Annotated in this window: 13 protein-coding genes; 7 read left to right on the top strand and 6 right to left on the bottom strand. The window is 42.3% G+C overall.

The window, feature by feature from the left end; all coding sequences use genetic code 11:
* Positions 1 to 22: 22 nt before the first annotated feature.
* Positions 23 to 1,243 (bottom strand): GGDEF domain-containing protein, encoded by a 1,221-nt coding sequence (locus OV592_RS10915; protein ID WP_406611398.1) that lies wholly within the window; start codon positions 1,241 to 1,243, stop codon positions 23 to 25.
* 176 nt (positions 1,244 to 1,419) lie between these two features.
* Between OV592_RS10915 and OV592_RS10910 the strand changes: the two genes are divergently transcribed.
* Complete coding sequence (locus tag OV592_RS10910) at positions 1,420 to 2,958, top strand: DUF3369 domain-containing protein (RefSeq protein WP_406611397.1); 1,539 nt, start codon at positions 1,420 to 1,422, stop codon at positions 2,956 to 2,958.
* 94 nt (positions 2,959 to 3,052) lie between these two features.
* A complete protein-coding gene (locus OV592_RS10905) occupies positions 3,053 to 3,583 on the top strand; it encodes a YaeQ family protein (RefSeq protein ID WP_152784922.1) in 531 nt (176 codons plus the stop codon).
* Between the two features lie 30 nt (positions 3,584 to 3,613).
* Here the strand turns inward: OV592_RS10905 and OV592_RS10900 are convergent, their stop codons facing one another.
* The 4 genes from OV592_RS10900 to OV592_RS10885 form a co-directional block, all read right to left on the bottom strand.
* Positions 3,614 to 3,946 carry a PBPRA1643 family SWIM/SEC-C metal-binding motif protein gene (locus OV592_RS10900; RefSeq protein ID WP_152784920.1) on the bottom strand — a complete coding sequence of 111 codons (333 nt, stop codon included), beginning with the start codon at positions 3,944 to 3,946 and terminating at the stop codon, positions 3,614 to 3,616.
* A 464-nt stretch (positions 3,947 to 4,410) separates the two neighbouring features.
* Positions 4,411 to 5,994, bottom strand: coding sequence for a cryptochrome/photolyase family protein (locus OV592_RS10895; RefSeq protein ID WP_406611396.1), 1,584 nt, complete (start codon positions 5,992 to 5,994; stop codon positions 4,411 to 4,413).
* Positions 5,978 to 6,145 carry a DUF2256 domain-containing protein gene (locus tag OV592_RS10890; RefSeq protein WP_406611395.1) on the bottom strand — a complete coding sequence of 56 codons (168 nt, stop codon included), beginning with the start codon at positions 6,143 to 6,145 and terminating at the stop codon, positions 5,978 to 5,980. The genes OV592_RS10895 and OV592_RS10890 overlap by 17 nt, the downstream gene beginning before the upstream one ends.
* A gap of 245 nt (positions 6,146 to 6,390) precedes the next feature.
* Complete coding sequence (locus OV592_RS10885; RefSeq protein ID WP_406611394.1) at positions 6,391 to 9,729, bottom strand: esterase; 3,339 nt, start codon at positions 9,727 to 9,729, stop codon at positions 6,391 to 6,393.
* Between the two features lie 341 nt (positions 9,730 to 10,070).
* Here OV592_RS10885 and OV592_RS10880 point away from each other — a divergent pair, with 341 nt between their 5' ends.
* Positions 10,071 to 12,767 (top strand): hypothetical protein, encoded by a 2,697-nt coding sequence (locus OV592_RS10880; protein WP_406611393.1) that lies wholly within the window; start codon positions 10,071 to 10,073, stop codon positions 12,765 to 12,767.
* 65 nt (positions 12,768 to 12,832) lie between these two features.
* Here the strand turns inward: OV592_RS10880 and OV592_RS10875 are convergent, their stop codons facing one another.
* The gene (locus OV592_RS10875; RefSeq protein WP_406611392.1) at positions 12,833 to 13,666 is read right to left on the bottom strand and encodes a hypothetical protein; all 834 of its coding nucleotides are present in this window, start codon (positions 13,664 to 13,666) and stop codon (positions 12,833 to 12,835) included.
* Positions 13,667 to 13,995: 329 nt separating this feature from the next.
* On the opposite strand from OV592_RS10875, the gene OV592_RS10870 reads away from it, so the two are divergent.
* The 4 genes from OV592_RS10870 (at position 13,996) to OV592_RS10855 (ending at position 17,771) form a co-directional block, all read left to right on the top strand.
* Positions 13,996 to 14,883, top strand: coding sequence for a phosphate/phosphite/phosphonate ABC transporter substrate-binding protein (locus OV592_RS10870; RefSeq protein WP_406611391.1), 888 nt, complete (start codon positions 13,996 to 13,998; stop codon positions 14,881 to 14,883).
* A gap of 5 nt (positions 14,884 to 14,888) precedes the next feature.
* The gene (locus OV592_RS10865) at positions 14,889 to 15,689 is read left to right on the top strand and encodes a phosphonate ABC transporter ATP-binding protein (protein ID WP_235836200.1); all 801 of its coding nucleotides are present in this window, start codon (positions 14,889 to 14,891) and stop codon (positions 15,687 to 15,689) included.
* Complete coding sequence (phnE, locus tag OV592_RS10860) at positions 15,682 to 16,530, top strand: phosphonate ABC transporter, permease protein PhnE (RefSeq protein ID WP_406611390.1); 849 nt, start codon at positions 15,682 to 15,684, stop codon at positions 16,528 to 16,530. Before OV592_RS10865 ends, phnE begins: the two co-directional genes overlap by 8 nt.
* Positions 16,531 to 16,595: 65 nt before the next feature.
* Positions 16,596 to 17,771 (top strand): alpha-D-ribose 1-methylphosphonate 5-triphosphate diphosphatase, encoded by a 1,176-nt coding sequence (locus OV592_RS10855; RefSeq protein WP_406611389.1) that lies wholly within the window; start codon positions 16,596 to 16,598, stop codon positions 17,769 to 17,771.
* The last annotated feature ends 140 nt before the right edge of the window (positions 17,772 to 17,911 follow it).

Here is a 17,911-nt window from a genome sequence, read left to right as displayed (position 1 = left end):
TTTAGCTTTTTAGGCTTCTAATTTAACCAACAACAATATTCCTGCCTTTGTTCTTCGCTTTATAAAGCGCGTTGTCAGCTTCCTTTATCACCTCTTCGGCATTGGCGTGATGATTTGCTTTTTCTGCTACACCAATACTTACAGTAATTTGAACAGTATTTTTAGGTTTGGCTTCTTCGTTTCGAGCGGTTTTGTCACCCTTATCTCGGCTGGTTTTATCCCTAATTGCAAATGGGGTTTCCGAGATAATTTCACGAATGTCATCTAAAAACGCAATAGCATGGTCAAGCTTTTTGCCTTTAAATAGTACGGTGAATTCTTCACCGCCGTAGCGAAATACTTGGCCACCACCTTCAATTTGATCGAGTTTAGATGCCACCATCGCTAACACGTCATCTCCAACGTCGTGACCATAGGTGTCGTTAAACTTTTTAAAGTGATCAATGTCTACCATCGCTAGGCTGTAATTTTTTGACATACCAGCGAGTTTCTCAAAAAGCATCCGTCTACCAAGTAAGCCAGTTAACTCATCGCGGTAAGCCAGCTCATGGGAGGCTCTAAACCCAGCATAAAGCATGATGAGCATAGACGCGGTGAAAAATACCGAAGAGATAGCTTCTCGGTCTAAAAACATCAGCGGAAATAAACTGGCGACAAAGCTAAAAAATAACCCGATGGTTAAACTGGTAGACTTATAAGCCCAGCGAAAAAAAGCTGCGACGATACAAACTACAGACAAGCCCAGTGCAGCTAAGCTCATTACTAAACCTTCTCTAGGTCTAGGCTCAAACCATTCGGTAATAAACTCTGCGGTATCGGCGACAAAAAAGTTAAGAGCTAGCGATATGCTCGCCATTTGTACTAACAAAAAAACATAAATGGCGATTGCTCTTGGAGTAGTACTGCCATTTTCATTAATGAACTGATTCAACACCAAGTTAATCGGGATGAACAAACACACCGCTGTAAAAGCAAATTTTGCTTCCAGAATACTTAGTGGTTGCTGTAGGTAACTGGCGATAAGCCAGTAGCTAAAGGTGTTTACAATGACCACAGCAATAAGTTGTCGGCGGTTAAATTGCAGCGCTAACATTGCGGTAATTGCAGCTAAACCGTAAGGCATCCAATAAATAATATCTTGAGTATTCGCCGATAAAGATGAATGCCAAATAAGCAATGCAGTCGCTATCGATAAAATGATTACAGGAGGCAGTATGTTTTGGCTTGTAAGTCTACTTTCCATAGATTTCAAGTGATTGAGTTTGAATCGATTTTATCGAACTATTACTAGTTTTTGAATCAATAACGAAGCAATAACGCGCTTAGCTTCTAAGTTTTCTTCAGCAACTGCATAATAGTCTTTGATATTATGCAGTTGCTGTTCTAATTTTAGTGTAACTAAGAATAATGGAGCAGGGCATGAGTGACTTTCTTTTCATCGATGATATCGACGAGCCTTCAGAAGAAGTTACCAGACCAACATGGAAGTTACTGGTCATAGATGATGAAGCCGAAATTCATTCTGTAACACGATTAGTATTGTCTGATGTGGAGATTGATGGTTATAAGCTCGAGTTTTTATCAGCATACAGTGCTGAAGAAGCGCAACGAATGTTTGAAGAACATAACGATATTGCCATCGCACTTGTAGACGTAGTAATGGAAACCGACCATGCTGGTTTAGAACTAGTTAGGTGGATTCGAGAAACAAAAGAAAATCATGCAACACGCCTAATTTTGCGAACCGGACAACCAGGCCAAGCGCCAGAAGAATCGGTGATCAAAGACTACGACATCAACGATTACAAAAGTAAAACCGAGTTAACAGCCACTAAGCTAAAAACCATTACCTATTCAGCCATTCGATCCTACCGAGATATTTTGTTTATTGAGCGTCACCGTCAAGGCTTGATGCAGGTAATAGAATCCACATCTTTGGTACTTAAAAGTAAAACCTTGTACCACTTTGGTTCAGCGGTGCTAAAACAACTAGTAGAGCTTTTCCAATTAGAAAGCTCAGCCATGTACATTACAACGCTTACCGAAGATGTGCTGCGCCATCAATCTTTTAACGTGCTAGCTGCCACTGGTGACTTTGTTACCAATGAGCATAACGAATATAATTTCGACCAAAGTAAAATCCCTGAAGATGTAAAACAACTACTCAAGCGTGCGTTGGATGAAAAGAAAACGCTGGTTACCGAAAACTGCTATGTAGGTTTTTACCCAACAGATAGCCGCAGTGTTAGCTTACTGTACGTGCAACATGAAAACCCCTTAGACGATATCGAAAAAGGTTTACTTGAAGTCTTCGCCACTAACATTGCACTTACTTTCGAAAACCTCACCATTAAAGAAGAAATTCAAGATACCCAAAAAGAGCTGATATTCATTATTGGTGATGCCATTGAGCAACGCAGTAAAGAAACCGGTTCTCATGTAAAACGAGTATCGTTAATTTGTGAGTTAATGGCCAAAAAGCTCGATTTTGACCCCGAGTTTGTAGAAGCGTTTAAACACGCAGCGCCGCTACATGATCTGGGAAAAATTGCGATTCCAGAGTCGATCTTACATAAGCCTGGCAAGTTAGATGCCGAGGAATGGAAGATTATGCAAACTCACGCTCAAGTGGGTTACGACTTATTGGCCGATTCAAATAAAATCATTGCGCGTTTAGGTGCAGAGATCTCTTTATGTCACCATGAAAAATGGGACGGTAGCGGATACCCCCGTCAGTTGGCTGGAGAAGATATTCCACTAGTTGGTCGTATCATGGCCATCACTGATGTATTTGATGCCTTAGGCTCTAAACGCTCTTACAAAGAGCCGTGGAGTAATGACGAAATCAAGCAATTCATTATTGAGCAAAAAGGCAAGCATTTTGACCCGCAACTGGTTGATATTATTGTAAATGACTTTGATGAATTCCTAGAAATAAGAAACGCTTACCCCGACTAAGTTTTTTATTGAGTTTTATCCTTAAAAGGCGCATTCTCACAGCATTATTCAGCTGAGTTCACTGCTTAGCATTACTTTTGAGAAGGGCCTTCTTTTGGCACTTAAACCTACTATCTATAAATTGCGAATATCTCTATCGGATTTAAACCGCAATTACTACGACACAATTAACCTCACTATTGCTCAGCATCCTTCAGAAACCCTAGAGCGTATGATGGCGCGTACAATGGCTTTTTGTTTGAATGCAGAAGCAGAGTTAGAGTTTACCAAAGGACTTAGTGAAGTAGAGCAACCCGACATTTGGCAAAAATCTTTAGAAGGTGACACCTTACTGTGGATTGATGTCGGCGAACCAAGCCCAGAGCGAATTAAAAAAGCAAGCAGATCGGCTAAACGCGCCAAGGTGTATAGCTTTAATTCAAAATCCGATACCTGGTGGCAACAAACAGAGAATAAAATAAACCTGTTGGACGCAGAAGTATGGCAGTTGAGTTGGGATGAAATGGTTACATTAGCCAGCTTTACTCAACGCACCATGGATATGTCAGTCACTATTACAGAAGAATCTGCTTATGTAACCAGTGATGAAAACGAAATTGAGATTCACTGGAAGAACTTAAAGTAGTTTTGAATAAAGGAAGCTTAGGCTTCCTTCTTAGCCGCAACACTTTTTAAACTTTTTACCACTTCCACAACTACACGGGTCATTACGTTTAGGCGTTTTTTCTACTACTTTGGTTGCTGGCTTGGCGATCAATAGCTCTAACTGCTCAGTGTTTTCTTCAGCTTCGGAATCTACAGTAACGTTTATCGCAATCCCATACTCAGCAGCACGCAGTTGAAGTTCTTCTTTACGTTTTTCAGTGCTCACCAACAACGGCAAAGGGTTTTCTTCAGTTCCAATTTTTACATCACGCTTTGTGTTAAAGCCGAAGCTTTCATGTTTTGGTTTTTTCTCGATACGACCCTTAAAAAAGAACTTAGACATGAATGTACCCCCTAATAAAAATAATTAGAGCAGGCTTATACAGCAATATATTACACAAATAAACTAAAACGGGAGTAGTAGGGCTGTAATGAGGGGCATCACAGAAATAAGATCAAAAAAAAGCCACTTAATAAAAGTGGCAATACAAAGGCAAAACATATTCAACTAAATGTTTAGGGTTGGGAGTGGCCATAGCCAACCACTCTCAAGTTGAACAGAACGCGAGAACTAGTCGTTGTAACGATTAGTTAAGTAAATTAAAGCACTTACTCGGTGATTTAGTACTGTCAATGTTAACAGTTTGACAAAGTCCGGTGTTCAAGCTACCTATAATTTAGTTTGTTAATTAGCTATGTAATGATCAACGGAATCAACGCATCCATGCCGTGTCTGCGGTTCAAAATTGAATTTCTCATTAATCGAATACCCGAGCTTAGACTTAGCTAAACTCAACAACGATGAGTTTAAAGGTTTTCGATATCATCTAAGCAGTGCTTAGCTTTGTTAAGCACTTCTATGCGTTGCTGCTCAGACTTTTTAAGCCATGAGCTAAACACCATTTTGGTTCTTGGATTCTTTCCCATCTTGTGCTGATGTTTGTCCATAAAGTGCCAATACAAGGAGTTTAAGGGGCAAGCTTGGTCTTCAGTGGTTATATTCACCTTGTATAAGCAGTCGGAGCAGTAATCACTCATTTTGTTAATATAGTTACCACTCGCAGCATAGGCTTTAGAGCCCACAATGCCACCATCTGCAAACTGGCTCATACCTCGGGTATTAGGCATTTCTACCCATTCAATAGCGTCGATATAGATCCCTAAATACCAATCGTCGACAAAGGTAGGGTCAACGCCAGCCAATAAACAAAAATTTCCTGTAACCATTAAGCGTTGTATATGGTGGGCGTAAGCGTAGTCTAGCGATTGCTTGATAGCATGCTGCAAACAATTCATTTTAGTGTCGCCAGTCCAAAACCAACTTGGTAACTGTCGTTTAGCCTCTAAAGCATTTAGTGATGCGTAGTCGGGCATGTTTGCCCAATACACACCTCGTATAAACTCGCGCCAGCCGATAATTTGACGAACAAAGCCTTCAATCTGGCTGATATCAATCCTGCCTTCGCTTCGTTCAAACGCTTCGATTGCCGTTTTTACTACGTATTGAGGACTAATTATTTTTGCGTTTAAGGCAAAAGAAATCCGCGAATGGTACAAGCTCCATCCATTATCTTTTCCTAATAGAGACAACTTACCAGTCATTGAGTCTTGGAATTGTCCAAAACGGGGTAAACACTGCTCGCAGAAAAAACTTAGCAATTGTGTTGCTTGTTTTCGGTTAACTGGCCAAAGTAGTTGAGTATCGGAGTGTCCGATTGTATCTATCTTATGTTTATCAATTCTTTCAAGAATACTGGTAACGTCATTTGAAAACAGTAAAGGCGCAGGAACATTAGCTAAATCGTCGGCCTTGAGTTTATTTCGATTATTAGTGTCATAATTCCATTTACCACCAAGCGGTACATCCTTGTCCATCAGAACACCAAAACGAAGTCGCATCTTGCGATAAAAGTTTTCCAAACGATGACTTTTACTCGCTTGAAAATATTTGCCAATTTCCTCATCCGGCAAGTAAAAGTGTTCAGTCCTGTAAGCAGCGAAATTTAACGGTAGAGACTCACTAAAGTTTGCTAGCTGTTCTCTTAACCTATATTCGTCGGGCAGTTGATATTCAAAACGTTGAATACTGTAGCTTTCTATTAAGTGGTCTAGTAGTGCAGGCAAATCTTTAAAGGGCTTGGTATCGTCCAAAGTTAAATGAACGACTTGATGACCAGCGGTCTGCAAAGCAAAGGCAAACTGCTGCATAGCGGCAAAAAAGGCGGCTATCTTTTGTCTATGGTGCACTATATAGCAGGCTTCTTGGTGTAACTCTGCAATTAGGTAGAGCGTTTGCTCATGTTGCTGTTTAAACCAACTATGGCTGGCATTTAGTTGGTCTCCTAATATTAAACGTAAGGTTTTATAGCTTTTTTTAGCCTGTAAAGTCATGGATGTACTCGTTTTTAGTTTGATGTTTGTTGCCAGCACAGCGTTTAGAACAATACTTAACCTGAGCCCAATCGCGTTGCCATTTTTTTCGCCAGCTAAACGAACGCATACATACCGGGCAAACCTTTGGCGGAAGCTGTGACTTATTCATCTATTCGCCCCTATATTGTGCTGCAATTTTAAGCCACTCACCGTAAACACCTTGGTTGTTGAGTCTTAAACACGTGTAAGGTGTAACGAATAAGCCAATAGGAAAGTTCACTCAAACACGCTAAGTGCTTAATTAGGGGTAAGTTGCCTTCTAGTTGATATTAGGAGATGAAGCGCTTGCCCAGTGCATTTGCAAGTTTCATGGGGGAAAGAAAAGCCAGCAGTAGAGCTGCTGGCTAAGGTGGTTTAGTTAAAGGTAAGTTCTATCTTAATAGCAGCTATATCAACCAAATTAGTTGCACTGTCACGCGTATCGGTAAAGGTACTATTGGCATTTAAGTAGCTCATGTTGTAAAAATCGTGCACTGATAAGCTGTAAGTTCCAGCCTCAAGATCCGCAACTAGAGGTGTAGAGTAGACTAATGGTTTAGTGTTATTAACGGTGCGGGCATGTGGCATTTGTACAACGCCTTGCGCAACAATGTCTGCATCGCTATTTGTAATAACCATCCACTTCACCGCATTGGTCACACCTAAGTTAATTGCATTGTGGTCATTGTGATACTTAAGCTGAATATTGTAGTGGCCATTTACAGCAACTTGCAGGTTACTAAGGGCTAAGCTGTCGTTAGTCTTTCCCCATTGGCTTAAATAAGCCTGGGTAATTTCTGTATCAGCTGGGCTTACTTCAACGTTGCTAACCAGCCTAGCGTCATCTACGTTAATCTCTTGGCTTGCTGCGTAACATAGTGGCGCGCTGCGATGCGATACATTGCCAGAGCTGGTAAATATAGCCTCGGCACTATAACAGGCTGCCACACCCTGCTGCGGGGCAACACTATCTTTGTATTCTCCTAAGCCTTGGTTACTGGCTATCATTTCTCCATTTCGGTAAATACGGTAAGTGCTTGCAGCATTGTTTTGATTATCGCTGATCTCCACTGCCAACAAACCATTGTCCAAAAATACCCGATCAATCATTGGCTCTATAGGTGCGAATACTGCTGGGTTTACACTATCTAAAGGCTCAGCGCTAACCATTGTGATATCGCTACTCCCGGTATCAAGATCAGCTAGGTTGATCACGATGTTATTGGTGTCTGCCAATGCGCTCCAATCTATCGTTGTACCCGAGTTTACCCCGTTTAAGCTGACAGTTTGCACAGGGTAATAGCCGCTATCTTGGCTTGCTGTTGGCAAGTTGATTTGAAGATTAATGGTATGGCCACGAAGGGTTAGCCCTTCTAAATTAATGGTACTGCTGTCTGCAAACATATCTCTTCGTAGTTTACTGGTGATAAAGGGTTTAAGGGCTAAACCGTCTACATTAGTATGCACGCCAAATACACCGTCTATTACCATTCCAAGGTATGCCCCAACTGACCAAAGTTGACGGGTAGAGTTAATCACTGGCCCAGACAAACCTGGATTATCGATATCCAATAAGTTGGGTTTTAAGCTTAACCACTCAAGGTTTTCCATGTTCGAAATGTTGAGTGAGGCTGCTCGTATTAAGGTATCGTAAGCGGCGTCAGCAACCGCAACATTATTGGTACTAATTGCTGCCTTTAAGCCATAAGCCGTTACAAATGGCCAAACCGCTCTGTTATGGTAAATCGCGATATTTGGTTGCTGGGGGAAAATGACCGGTGCGCCTAAATCACCATGCGGATAATTGGCCACAACACTTGCAGCACGTGTTTCGTCGGCAATGCCGCTTTCTACAGCTAATGCTTGTCCTAACCAATCAAACTTATATAGCGGCGCAGTATCTTGATGTCCGGCAATAATACTGCTGTACAAGCCTTTATCTGCTAGCCAAAATTCTTGGTTGATAGCAATTTTTAACGCATTGGCCCAAGATTGATACTTTGCTGCTTCTGCGCTGTTTCCTAGCTCGTTCGCTAAAGATTCTGCCAATCGCACGGCTTTATAATGCAACACGTTGGTAGATAAAGCCTTGCTGCTACCCAAGCTAGCGATGTCGTTTATTATCCAACTAGCATAGCTTTGCTCACGCCAATCTAAGAATGATTGCTCGCCTCGGTACAAACCATCTTGCTCATCAAATGCAGCTACTCGGTCATTTTCTAAGGTATTTACTAAGGCCAAATAGGCTTTAGCTACAAAAGTGCTACGGGCATCTCCAGTTAAGTTGTGTAACAGTTTTTCGGCTCCTAAGGCCCAAGCTACTCTATCGGTACTAATAGGCCAACTGCCACCGGTGCCGGTATCTTGGACTATTTGTAATCCTTCATTAGTGCCTCTAGCAAAACTCGGTTTACTAAGTCCTTCACGATAAGGAGAAAGCTTAAACTCTAATGAGTGTTGAACTCGCTGCGGGTCAACTAAAGCTAAACCAAGGTTAGCTGCGTAGGATAAGTCTCGTGTCCAAACATAATGCCATTTAGCACCTGTTTCAAAGCAATCACAGTCAATGGCTTCGCCACCGTTATAGTTGTCGTCCACAATCTCACTAACACTATTTTGAGCTGTCTCGTTGATAGCCAAAGCAAACAGGGCATCAAAGGCAATATTACCTGTACGTGTTTTAGCTTGGTCAGCTAGTTCTTTATAAACAACGTAGTTGTTGCCTGGGTCTCGTAAGTCTTGAGTGGTAGATTGGGCGTATTCTCGTAGCTCATCACTGGCAGTTTTAACCGAGAACTTAGCTTTGCTTGTATCATCATCTAATACATTGTCATAAACCAATTCAGTGCTTAACTCATGGTCTAAATGAGGATCAATCGATACATCACCACTGCCATCGGTTTCGGTAACTGTAAATATCAAAGCAGAGGGTTGGCTTGCATCAATATTAAATTGATAAAAACCGGTTTCGGTTACAAAAAAGCTGCTGTTAGGCCCGCCATCACTAAGGGTATAACTCTCATCTAGCATCGCTACAACCGCGTTATCAGCGTCCAGCACCCATTCACTAGACCAGTCGGCATAGGCAATTTTGAATTCGTGATTACCCGGCGAAATTTGTTTAGTAAGCTGGTACTTATTATCGCCTAAGTACTTAAGTTCATCGTCGCTAGTCCAGCCATTAAAGCCGCCACGCACATAGATCTTTTGTGCTAAAGGTGGAGTATCTTCGCTATAACTAAATACCGGACTGTTTAAATCATCACCTACTTTTAGTACAAAATCGTATATGCCTGCGCTATTTAACACCAAAGCCATATTGGCAGCAGCTTCGCCGGTAACAAGGGGATATTCTGTATCAGCACTAAGTTGAGTAAGCTGATCAATGTCAGCGGTAAAGGTTGTTTCCAAGGTCCAGTTTTCGTCAGCCACTTTAAACTCGTGTACGCCAGCAGCAAACTCTGTGTTGTCTAAACGGTATATGTCGCTGTCATAAACAAGTTGAAATTGCTCTTCAGCTGACCAACCACTAAAACTCCCTTTTAGATACAAGGGCACGGAGTAGGGGGCTAGGCTTACGCAAGCTGTACCTTCCGCGTTTGGCGTTTGAGTATCAGGGCAATTTAACGTTTCGTCATCAGACAAGCAGCCATTCAATATTAATACAGACGCAAGACTTACTAAGCCTTTGCCCATAATTGGTAAAGTCTTCATTCAATTTTCCCACTTTAGCTATTGATTTAATGTCTTTTTTCTAATGAAAAAGTACATGTAAGGTATAAAACCTTAATGATAAGTATATCGATAGAGAGTATGAGGAAAGTGAAGAGCTTCACGATTCCTTGTTGACTCAAAACTCATTTATCTTTTTGTGAAGCTACGGATATCGAGCAACACCTATGGTTAAACTCGACGGATAAGCTGACGATTTAGCCGCACAAGCTCCCTAATCTTGCAAAATATTCAAATACTTAAACACATTAACTGGACTAAACTTATTATTGTTTTTATAAACAGCATTGGTCGAAATAGTCTATTTATCGAAGGGATTCAAAATGACAGATTTAGACATCAACAAAGCGCTTGGCAAGTTAGTAGAGAAAGTTGACCAAGTAGAAGGTATCGTTGTTGAGCAAGGCACCGCCAAAGCTTGGCAAGCATTAGACAAAGGCGCTAAAAAGCTTCTTAGTAAGATTGGTGTTGATGCAGCTGAGCTAAAAAACCTTTTTGCTTTTATCCATCAAGTTTCGGCGGATCCTTCACTAACCTTAGACCTAGAAGAATGGCAAGTCCCCCTTGGCTCTGCGCTATCCATAAAAGGCCGAGTAGGGGGGCACTTAATTATCGACATAGTGCTACCGAGCGATGCTGAACAATATGGCGATTTTAAGCAGCCCAATATGGCCACGGTTGCCATTGACCAGCAGCTGCAAATAGAAAGTGGTGTAAGCATAAACCTGCCAGTTAAATTTCTTAACATTTCTAGTAACGCAGAAGGCCACCTTAAATGGCAGGTAAAAGTAGTTTGTACAGTAGCCCACGATCAAAAACTAATCCGCTTTTTAGGTCGACTAACTAAAGAAGCGCTACCGCTGTTTTCTCTAGAGTCCTTATCTAATGTTATTAATGCGCAGTATTCTAGCCATGCAATTCAGGGCGTAGTTATTCAACAAAGTAGAGCGCTATCTGCCTCCGCCACAGCAACGTTGGGCCATGTTTGGAGTGTATCTGGTAACAACAAATTACTAGATGTAAAAGTTAACGCTAGTGCTGGTGCTTCATTCAAAGCCAGTTACGCGTTTAGCGGAGACTTTAAGTTGGTAATAAAACCGGCTGATATTGGCGTTCAAATAGCACTTTATCAACTAACCAACAGCACCAAACAAGCTGGGCTTAGCTTAGATGCATTAATAGAACTGCATGGCCTAGACAAAGTTGCAGAAACCTACTTAGCAGCGCCGCTAGAGAAACTAGAGGGCGAGGCTGCACAGCTACAAACTTTGTTAGAACGTTTTAAAGAACCTGGCACCTGGTTACTGCAAAATATTGATGAGCATTTTGCTCAAGCAATTAGCAACGAAGATTGGAAAGACATCGCGTTATTGTTGGCCGATGGTGACAGTGATGGATTAGCAAACCAGCTAGGAGCAAGGGTAAAAGATAAGCTGGGGCTAGCCCTAACCACCCAACCGTTAGAGTGGTTGAGCAAACCGGATGAAACCTCGCAAAAAATTAGTGACTACCTACAACAAAATACCTTTCTAACGCCTGCTTTATCAAAGCGCTTAAAACTAAATGATTTACTTACAAAAAACTGCATCAAAGCCAAACAAAAGCTGGTAGACGAAATAGCCGCTATTGCCAATAAATCTCAGGGTAAAGTCGCGCCCTTACTAACCCCGCTTAAACAACTAAAAGAGGCTAAAACAGAGTTAAAAGATCAGTTAAACAACCAACAGTTAGCTTCAACTTTAAATGACTGCGTAACTCGTTGGTTAGAACAATACAACAAAGCACGTACTACCTTTAGCCAAGCCATTAAAAAGGCAGGTGAATTACAATTAGGCTTATCGGTTTACGGCTCTAGTAGTAAAGATAGTGGCAAACAAGCCATGTTAAGTTTTAAGCTAGTAGAAGCCAGCGCTACAGAATGCCAAGATTTGTATCAAGACTTACTTTTAGGCAAACCTATAAATCTAGACTCACTGCTATTAATGGAGCGTAACCAGCAACTTAGTGATTTATCGGGCTGGTTAGTTAGCAGCAGCAAAATCAAAAAAGAAATTGGCCTTAAACTTAACCTAGGAGACAACTTCCAGTTTTCTCAGCAAAGCCTTATAGAGAAAGTTGCCAGTGCCAAAGTAGATCACACCGGTCAGCTACTGGAATTAACTGGCGAAAGCGTAATAAGACACCAATCAAAAACGCTTAAAGAAAGTAGAACTGCTGAGTTTGTAAGTGCATTTGATGTACTCGCAGCCTTAAAGTTTGGCGCCAGCCCCAACATCGGTATTGGTTTAAGCTTTGAAGACAAAGGCGTAATGACCCCAAAAGAAATGGAACAGTTTTTAGCGCCGTTAAGCAATACTGCATTTCCACTAATAGACCAAACAAGTTACTTATTAGCTTTACAGCAATTTAATCTGCTTTACCAAAGCCAGAGCTTGTCTCGTTCAGTCATCGAATGCCAGTTAAATTTAGATGCCAGCGATATCCATGCGCTGGCAGCAGCTAATGAAACTGACATTGAAGCCAGTGCCATCGAGCTACTTTGTAATATGACCTTGTCGGTTAACGAAAGAGGGCAAATAGCCCACGAAAGTAAAATTGCAGAGCAGAGCAAAGCCCAACTAAACGCTTTTCTCGATGCCAGCTTAACCAGTTCTGCGCCAAGCAGTGCGCAATCATCATTTAAACAACTGCAGCAACGTGTAAAAGACATACTGGCTAATGCTCATCGTTTATCAACATTTATTGGTATCTATCGGAAGCTAAGCCAGCAAATAGAAAACCTGCAGACTAACGACACAAAAGCCTATATTAAGCTTGTTAACCAAGCCAATGAGGAACTCATTGCTACCTTGAAGTCATTCATTAAAGTACAAGGTTGGTTTAGCGGTTTGTTTAGCGAAGCGATTCCTAAAACTACAATTATTTTGTTAATTGTAATTGCGAAGTACATAGGCAGGGATGACCCCCTATTAACCCCAGTTATTTCTTACGATAGCAATGGCAAAACCCAAGTGCTTTAGTCATTAAGCCGTGCAAATACGTAAAGAGTGCACGGCTGTTAAATGTAGCAGCCTTAAAACTATGTTCAAGCTCCAAGAAAGCCCTTAATTCGATCGCCAAAGGCGCGATAAACGTCTTTATCTGTCCAATACAAAGTATGGCTCCAAGGTGTATTACCGCTAATGGGGCCGCCGACACTCACGCACTGGTCAATAACAAATTGGTAGCTGGGGCCAAGCTCTTTTAGCGGCCAACCTAGCCAATCATCTCCATCAAAATAGTTTAACCAACTAAACTCGATGCTTGGCTTGGTAAAACACTCTCGTGTTTGTAAACCTCCTAAAAAAAGGGGAATATTGCATCCTGTTGTGAATAGCAGTTTTACTCGGTTCCCCTTTAGGTAGGCTAACTTATCGTCGTCGATGTTTTGTAAAAAGTCGTTGTGATTTTTGTCCCATACCTTGGCATCGTTTCTATTCAGGGCATCCCAAAAGTAGTTAGAAATAACTTGGGCCCCAAGGCTATGGCAAATAATCACTACAGGAACATTGGTGTTAAAACCACATTCGTTCATACCCTTAAAAAAGGCAGCTTGTACGGCTTTTATAATCTCCATGTAATCGTCGGTTTGCCTGCGTCCTGCTACTTCCAAACTTGTAGCATCTGAAAAAGAGTTCATAAAAAACCGTCGACCTAGGTTTGATAAGGTACTAAATCGATTGTGGTAGGTTTGCCAAATATTGTTAATCAATTGGTCTTGTGGCGCTTGTAATGCCGAGTAATATTTTACCCGTTGCAACGACACTTTATTCATTACATCGCTACCAAGATACTCAGTGAGTTTTTCTTCTAAGCCATCGGCAAAGTTAGGTTTTCGTTGTCCCATTCCATGTACGGCTATAACGATAAGCTCTTTCATAACAGTGTCCTTATTAGGTGTATAGAAAGACAAATACGACAAAAGGTTGCTGAAGAAACCATTCAGAAAAGCAGGCCCTTAAAATATTTTAGTTCATTAAACAGCTAATGACATTTTCAACGATAAAGCTATGGTTTTTATCAATATATACAAGCGACTACGCGCAGCCCTTACGTAGTCTACCTATGATGTATTTGCACATTAATTGAGCAATCTAAACGCAATGAATTGGTCATAAATCCATCACCTTACCATCACTAAAGGATAATAATTGTTGGTAACTATCTAATTTACATCCTTCTACTCTATAAAGGTTTTGGTGAACTAAAATGTTAAATTGGATTAAGAAAATAGGCATGGTAGCCGCTTTAGTTCTTGCGTGTGCCTCACAAGCAAATGCAGAAACAGTAAAGCTAGCGGTAACAGATTTAGTAGGTCTTGAAGAGCTTCAGCGTGAATTTGGCGCTTTTAAAGAAACGCTGTCTAAAGCCACAGGTTACAACATCGAGTTTTTACCTGTTACTAACCGTACGGCTGCGGTAGAAGCGTTACGTTTCAATAAAGTCGACTTTGTACTTACCGGCCCAGCCGAATACGTGGTTATGCAAAAACGCTCCAAGGCTAAAATTGTAGCCGGTTTCTCTCGCCCAGATTACTTTGCAGTAATCATTACCATGGCCGACAGCCCATACACTAACGCAGAGTCTCTAAAAGGAACCAAAATTGGTTTAGGTTCGGTGGGTTCTACCTCTAAACACCTTGGTCCTATTCAAGCACTTGCAGATGCCGGCCTAAACCCAGCAAACGACGTTGATGTGATTAATACCAAGGTTCCAGTTTTGTGGGAGTCATTGAAGAAGGGTGACGTAGCGGCAATTGGAATCAACCACTTAAAGTTTATCTCGCTACGTAACAAAGAGATTGAAAAAGGTGGCTTACAACCTGGAGAGTTTCGCGTTGTTGCACGTGGGCCAGATCTACCAAACGACGTATTAATGGCCGGCAGCCATGTAGACGACAAAATGTTAGAAACCATGAAAAAGGCATTTGTTGAACACTCAGAAGAACTAGTAGCCGCAATCTTAACCGGTGAAGACAACCAAAAGTACGCAGGCATGCGCTTTTTAACTGGCATTAAAGACAGTGATTACAACTACGTACGAGCAATGTACGCCACTGCTGGTTACCCAGAATACTCAGACTTTATTGGCGATTAGTCTATATGAGCAATTACGCCGCTGAGCCGACTACACTAGCCGATGCTAGTGTATCGGCAACTTCGCGCCTGCTCCAAGTGAGCGGGCTTACCAAAAGCTTTGATAATAGCAGTACTCCCATTTTTTCTGATGTTAGCTTTTCCATTTTTGCTTCACAGTCGGTTGCGCTTATCGGCTCCAATGGGGCAGGCAAAAGTACCTTATTGCGCTGTTGTTTAAGATTAATCGAACCCGATGCCGGTTCAATTGTGCTTGATGGCGAAACCATAGATAAAAAATCGGGTCGCCACCTAAGTAAAGCCAGAAACAAAGTGGGTTTTGTGTTTCAAAAACACTGTTTGGTGCCTCGCTTGTCTGCGTTAAGTAATGTGCTGCATGGCAACTTAGCCTATAGCCAAGGCCCCAGAAACTGGCTACAAGGCCTAGCTAAACAAGAAGCGCGAGAGCGTGCGATGGATTGCCTTAAGCAAGTTGGTTTAGCTCACCTTGCAAATAAACGCTGTGATCAACTGTCTGGCGGGCAATCTCAACGTGTAGCGGTTGCACGGGCGTTAATGCAGCAACCCTCTATTTTGTTTGCCGACGAACCCACCGCCAGCTTAGATCCACAATCGGCGCAAGAGATTATGGAGTTGTTTAACGGCTTGGTGAAAAACCAAGGCTTAACCTTGTTTTTTGTCTCCCACAATATCGAACACGCGCTTAAATACGCCGACCGAGTTCTTGGTTTGCAAGAGCGAAAGTTGTCATTAGACAGTGCAACCCACACGCAAAGTCTACAAAGTTTGCGAGCATTTTATGGATAAGCAAAAAGAAAATGGCTTAATGAATAACGCAATTAATGGCCAAACTACCTTAGACACGCCGATGCGGTTTGAACGGCCCAGCATAATAACCCAGGTGTTATTTGCTTTATTTGTGCTGTTCTTTCTATGGTCTACCTCCAATGCTGGCTTGTCATTAAGTGAGTTATTGTCCGGCTTACCTAACATGGCAACAATTGGTGGTGAAATGATCCCGCCAGCCACCGATCGCGCATGGCCAATGGCAAATGCCATTTTAGTTACCTTTCAAATGGCTCTTGTAGGTACGGTAATTGGTATCGCGCTTAGTATTCCAATTGCCATTTTGGCAGCGCGTAATGCTTCGCCGCATCCTATTGTGCGCCATGTTACTCGCTCGGTAGTCAGCTTTTTTCGAACAGTTCCAGATCTAGCATGGGCACTGTTTTTTGTCGCCTCGGTAGGCTTAGGCCCATTCGCTGGCACCTTAACCATTATTGTCGACACCATTGGTTTTTGCGCCCGCTTTTTTGCCGAGTCGATGGAAGAAGTAGACCCAGGTCCATCTGAAGCATTAGCGTCTATTGGCGCAAATCCCATCGACCGAATCGCCGTTGTTTTAATACCGGGTGCAATGCCTAGTTTTATAAACATTAGTCTGTTTTCTTTAGAAAAGGCGGTGCGCTCGTCGGTGGTTTTAGGCCTAGTTGGCGCAGGTGGAATAGGCGCCGAGTTAGCGGTATCCATGGAAATGTTTCGCTACGACCAAGCAGCAATGATCGTGTTAATGATTTTTGTACTGGTGTTTGCGGTAGAGCAGTTTTCCTCCTCAACCCGCAATCGACTATTACGCCAAAGTAAATAAATACCTAGCGCCAAGCAAGTAAGTCTTGGCGACCCCAAGTAAATGAATTGAGATAGCAAAAAGTAATGGATGATAAAAACGTAGTAATCGAAAACGTCATGTTGTTAAGTGAACAAGGGTGGAGCGATCCTACCTGTGTATCTATTCAAAATGGAAAGATTAGCGAAATAGGGCAAGTGGCCGCAAATACTCACACCACCCATATCGATGCGCATGGCCAATACATGCTACCCGGCATTATCGATTTACACGGTGACGCCTTTGAACGGCACATTGCGCCTAGAGCAGGAACCCATTTCCCCTTAGAGCTAGCCTTAGCCGCTAACGATGCAAGCCTTGTGGCAAGTGGAATAACCACCTTTTATTACAGCATTACCGATGGTTTTGAGCCAGGTCCACGCAGTCGCGATACGGTGCGCGAGTTACTACAAACACTCGAGACTTTAATGCCTCGCTTTAGCTGCCAAGCGCGCATCCACATTCGCCACGAGAAAGTAAACGTAGAAAAGCACGAAGAGTTAGTTGATTGGATCTTAAGTGGTCGTATTCATTTATTGTCGCTAAATGATCACTTACCGCCACTAAACAACGAACGCAAAATTCAACGTTACCTTGCTGGTATGCGCAGGCGTGTGTCTATGTCGGTAGAAGACATTAATCAGTTTTTGTTAAACCTTCAGCAACATCGAGAATTGGGCGAGCAACAGGCGCAAGCCTTGGCAGAAATGGCAGCCAAGCAAGGCATTTCGCTTGCCTCCCACGATGACGAAACCTTAGAAGAAGTGGCCAAGTCTATTTCTTTAGGCGTCTCTATTGCCGAGTTCCCAATGTCGGAACTAGCCGCTAGAGAGTGTCAAAAAGGGGGAGCGGCGGTGCTAATGGGTTCCCCCAACTTAGTTCGCGGTGGCTCTCACGTAGGGGCGATTAGCGTTAAAGAAGCAATCGAGCATGGCGTGGTAGATATACTGTGTAGCGACTACCACTATCCAAGCCTATTTAGTGCGCCTTTTACTGCAGTAAAAACCAATAACTTGTCCTTGTACAAGGCCTGGAAGTTAGTCAGCGAAAATCCAGCTAAAGCCGCAGGGCTAGGGGATACAAAAGGCAAAATAGAACTAGGCTACGATGCTGACTTTATTCTGCTTAGCGACTTAGATGGCTCACCGTTATCTATTTCCTCCACATGGGTTAAAGGCGCGCGAGTGTTTGCGAAAGCTAACAAACTAATGGGCGTTTGTTAGTAAGCTATTTTTTGATTAATAGAAACTAAAAAGCTCAAGGCCTAGCTTGAGCTTTTTATTATGTAAAGGCGAAAGCTAAGTTCAAAACCACCAATAAAAAGCGCACTACCAAACGGAAAACCAGCCGTAAGAAAGCGTTT

Origin of the sequence: Agarivorans sp. JK6, from assembly GCF_045277145.1 — a bacterium.
In the GTDB taxonomy this organism is placed as follows: Bacteria; Pseudomonadota; Gammaproteobacteria; order Enterobacterales; family Celerinatantimonadaceae; genus Agarivorans; species Agarivorans albus.
This window is presented reverse-complemented; position numbering and strand designations above follow the sequence as displayed.

Bases quoted from the DNA above. Each gene is read 5' to 3' on its own strand.
- OV592_RS10915 (WP_406611398.1), bottom strand. From the start codon at position 1,243: ATGGAAAGTAGACTTACAAGCCAAAACATACTGCCTCCTGTAATCATT.
- OV592_RS10910 (WP_406611397.1), top strand. From the start codon at position 1,420: ATGAGTGACTTTCTTTTCATCGATGATATCGACGAGCCTTCAGAAGAA.
- OV592_RS10900 (WP_152784920.1), bottom strand. From the start codon at position 3,946: ATGTCTAAGTTCTTTTTTAAGGGTCGTATCGAGAAAAAACCAAAACAT.
- OV592_RS10895 (WP_406611396.1), bottom strand. From the start codon at position 5,994: ATGACTTTACAGGCTAAAAAAAGCTATAAAACCTTACGTTTAATATTA.
- OV592_RS10890 (WP_406611395.1), bottom strand. From the start codon at position 6,145: ATGAATAAGTCACAGCTTCCGCCAAAGGTTTGCCCGGTATGTATGCGT.
- OV592_RS10885 (WP_406611394.1), bottom strand. From the start codon at position 9,729: ATGAAGACTTTACCAATTATGGGCAAAGGCTTAGTAAGTCTTGCGTCT.
- OV592_RS10880 (WP_406611393.1), top strand. From the start codon at position 10,071: ATGACAGATTTAGACATCAACAAAGCGCTTGGCAAGTTAGTAGAGAAA.
- OV592_RS10875 (WP_406611392.1), bottom strand. From the start codon at position 13,666: ATGAAAGAGCTTATCGTTATAGCCGTACATGGAATGGGACAACGAAAA.
- OV592_RS10870 (WP_406611391.1), top strand. From the start codon at position 13,996: ATGTTAAATTGGATTAAGAAAATAGGCATGGTAGCCGCTTTAGTTCTT.
- OV592_RS10865 (WP_235836200.1), top strand. From the start codon at position 14,889: ATGAGCAATTACGCCGCTGAGCCGACTACACTAGCCGATGCTAGTGTA.
- phnE (WP_406611390.1), top strand. From the start codon at position 15,682: ATGGATAAGCAAAAAGAAAATGGCTTAATGAATAACGCAATTAATGGC.
- OV592_RS10855 (WP_406611389.1), top strand. From the start codon at position 16,596: ATGGATGATAAAAACGTAGTAATCGAAAACGTCATGTTGTTAAGTGAA.